A 3421-nucleotide genomic window follows, 5' to 3' on the forward strand; every position below is an offset into this window, starting at 1 on the left:
GACCCTGACTGTCCATGGCAAAACCTACGAATTGCCGGTTCACTCACCAACAGCCGGGCCAGATGTCATCGACATCCGGAAGCTTTATGGTCAGGCTGACGTATTCACCTATGACCCCGGTTTCACATCGACCGCGAGCTGCGACAGCACGATCACTTACATCGACGGCGAAAAAGGTGAGCTTCTGCACCGCGGATATCCGATCGATCAGCTGGCTGAGAAATCGCACTTCCTCGAAGTATGCTATCTGCTGCTGTACGGAGAGCTGCCCGTAGCGAAAGACCTCGAGGAATTCGAAACCACTATCACGCGCCACACCATGCTGCATGAGCAAATGCAGTACTTCTACCGTGGTTTCCGTCGTGACGCGCACCCCATGGCGATCATGGTGGGTGTGGTTGGTGCAATGTCGGCCTTCTATCACGACTCAACCGACGTTTCAGATCCGCATCAGCGTGAGGTCGCGTCGCATCGCCTGATCGCAAAGATGCCTACCATCGCGGCATGGGCTTACAAGTATCACATCGGTCAGCCCTTTGTTTATCCGCGCAACGATCTGGATTATGCCTCGAACTTCCTGCGCATGTGCTTTGCCGTTCCTGCCGAGGATTATGAGGTCAACCCGATCCTGAGCCGTGCGATGGACCGCATCTTTACCTTGCATGCAGACCACGAGCAGAACGCTTCGACCTCGACCGTTCGCCTAGCTTCGTCTTCGGGTGCAAATCCGTTTGCGTGTATCGCCGCAGGCATCGCTTGTCTTTGGGGTCCTGCCCATGGCGGTGCCAACCAGGCATGTCTGGAAATGCTCGAGCAGATCGGAAGTGTCGACAACATCCCCGAGTACATTGAGCGCGCCAAAGACAAGAACGACCCGTTCCGTCTGATGGGCTTTGGTCACCGCGTCTATAAGAACTTTGACCCGCGCGCGAAGGTGATGAAGCAATCCGCCGACGAGGTTCTGGATCTGCTGGGTATCGAAAACAATCCCAAACTGCAGGTTGCCAAAGCGCTCGAGAAACAGGCGCTGGAAGATCCGTATTTCGTCGAGAAAAAACTGTTCCCGAACGTAGACTTCTATTCAGGCATCATTCTCGAGGCGATGGGCTTCCCAACGTCGATGTTTACGCCGATCTTCGCACTATCGCGCACCGTTGGCTGGGTCAGCCAGTGGAAAGAAATGATCGCCGATCCGCAAAACAAAATCGGTCGTCCGCGCCAGCTGTATCTGGGCGAAACCACACGCGATTACGTCGATATCGAAAATCGCTAATCGGTCACAAACCTGAACAAAAGCCCCGGAAATCTCCGGGGCTTTTTTGTTTAGAAAAGATCGAGTTGATCACCAACCTGCGGTGGTTTCGCAAACAGATCGCATCTCAGTGCAGGCGTCTTGGTTGCCAGCCCCAAACGCTCAACGGTTGTCTTAAAACGCTTGGCTATCATTTCGGCATAAACGCCCTCGCCCCGCATCCTGTGACCCCAGCGTGGGTCATAGTCCTTTCCACCATGCATCTCACGAAGGCGCGCCATGACCTTGGCTGCACGGTTGGGTTCGTGCACTTCAAGCCACTCCTGCCAAAGCTGAGAAACCTCTCGCGGCAACCGCAACATGATCCAACTGGCCGAGTCAGCACCGGCGTCACAACCTGCCTCCAATAGATTCTCCAGTTCGTGATCCGTAAGACCCGGGACAACAGGAGATGTCATGACCCGCACCGGCACCCCCGCCTCCGTTAATCGTCGAATCATACGCAGGCGACGTTTCGGCGAAGGCGCGCGTGGCTCCATTTTTCGGGAAAGATCCGCGTCCAGTGTCGTCAGTGATATCCCAACACGCGCCAACCCCTGACTTGCCATTGGGGCCAGAATATCCAGATCCCGCTCGATCAGCGCTCCCTTAGTGACAATAGCGATCGGATGCTGAAAATCCTGCAATACGCTCAGGCAGTCCCTTGTGATTCCGCGCGCCTTCTCAATTGGTTGGTACGGGTCGGTATTTGTGCCCAAAGCAATTGGAGAGACTTTGTACGAACGCGCAGAAAGCTCGCGACGCAAAACATCCGCCGCGTTTGGTCGTGCAATCAATCTTGTTTCGAAATCCAGTCCGGCAGACAGGCCAAGATAGGCGTGTGTAGGTCGTGCAAAACAATAGGCACACCCGTGTTCGCAGCCCCGGTAGGGATTGATTGATCGATCGAATGGAAGATCAGGAGAGCGATTGTAGGTGATGAAGCTTCTGGCCACCTCATCACGTACTTCGGTGCGCAGCGGGGGCAACTCCTCCTCAATTTCCCAGCCGTCATCTGTAGCTTCGCTGGCATATTGCTCGAACCTGCCTGCAGAATTGGACACGGCCCCCCTACCCACAACATTTGTCTGATTGAGCATATGTTCTACCTTTGTTCTAACATTCTGGTGTAAACCCTTTGAGGTCCTTCAGCAATAGGAACAGCCAACTGCAGAATGGGGATATGGGACGCACGTACACATTGGCGCCGAGAGCGAACGTGAAGAGAATGCAGAATGATCTTGCAAATAATTCTGTCGAGATGCGACAGATTTTGCCTTAAAGGTCGGTCCCAGAACGACCTTGGTCGCAATCGTCACAGTCTAGATGCGGCGAAATGGCCAAAACGGAAAAAATTGCCACCTACGGGCCAAGGGCCCATTTAGCTCAGGGAAATGACCCATGTCCGATGAAGAAGACATCGTCCTGTCCGAACTGAACGACGATGAACTCGTCGAACAGATGTTTGACGACCTTTACGACGGTCTGAAAGAAGAGATCGAAGAAGGCGTAAACATCCTGCTCGAACGTGGTTGGGCGCCGTATGACATCCTGACCAAGGCATTGGTTGGCGGTATGACCATCGTTGGACACGATTTCCGCGACGGCATCCTGTTTGTTCCCGAGGTTCTTCTGGCGGCGAACGCCATGAAGGGCGGTATGACGATCCTCAAGCCCCTGCTGGCTGAAACTGGCGCACCGCGCGTTGGCAAGATGGTCATCGGTACCGTGAAAGGTGACATCCACGACATCGGCAAAAACCTTGTTTCGATGATGATGGAAGGCGCAGGTTTCGAAGTTGTCGACATCGGCATCAACAACCCGGTCGAAAACTATCTCGAAGCTCTGGAAACCGAAGAACCCGACATCCTGGGCATGTCCGCTCTGCTGACTACCACTATGCCTTACATGAAAGTCGTCATCGATACACTGGTCGAGCAAGGCGTTCGTGACGACTATATCGTTCTGGTTGGCGGCGCACCTCTGAACGAGGAATTCGGCAAAGCCATCGGTGCCGACGCATATTGCCGTGATGCGGCAGTAGCAGTTGAAACCGCCAAGGACTTTGTATCGCGCAAGCACAATCAGCTGGCAGGCTGATTAAGCAACAGCGAAAATTCTAAAGGCCGC

General features: G+C 54.1%; 3 protein-coding genes. 2 read left to right on the forward strand and 1 reads right to left on the reverse strand.

What is annotated here, in order from left to right; translation table 11 throughout:
• The coding region (gene gltA / locus E1297_RS37055) for a citrate synthase (RefSeq protein ID WP_244328017.1) at positions 1–1273 on the forward strand (1273 nt) is incomplete at its 5' end.
• A 50-nt stretch (positions 1274–1323) separates the two neighbouring features.
• On the opposite strand, the gene E1297_RS37060 is transcribed toward gltA, so the two are convergent.
• Positions 1324–2391, reverse strand: coding sequence for a PA0069 family radical SAM protein (locus E1297_RS37060; protein ID WP_155147099.1), 1068 nt, complete (start codon positions 2389–2391; stop codon positions 1324–1326).
• Between the two features lie 301 nt (positions 2392–2692).
• Here E1297_RS37060 and E1297_RS37065 point away from each other — a divergent pair, with 301 nt between their 5' ends.
• Positions 2693–3391: a B12-binding domain-containing protein gene (locus tag E1297_RS37065; protein WP_155147101.1), complete on the forward strand. Its 699-nt coding sequence runs from the start codon at positions 2693–2695 to the stop codon at positions 3389–3391.
• Positions 3392–3421 lie beyond the last annotated feature (30 nt).

Source organism: Roseibium sp. RKSG952, from assembly GCF_009711355.1.

Excerpts from the sequence above, each read along its gene's own strand:
- E1297_RS37060 (WP_155147099.1), bottom strand. The coding sequence starts at position 2,391 with ATGCTCAATCAGACAAATGTTGTGGGTAGGGGGGCCGTGTCCAATTCT.
- E1297_RS37065 (WP_155147101.1), top strand. The coding sequence starts at position 2,693 with ATGTCCGATGAAGAAGACATCGTCCTGTCCGAACTGAACGACGATGAA.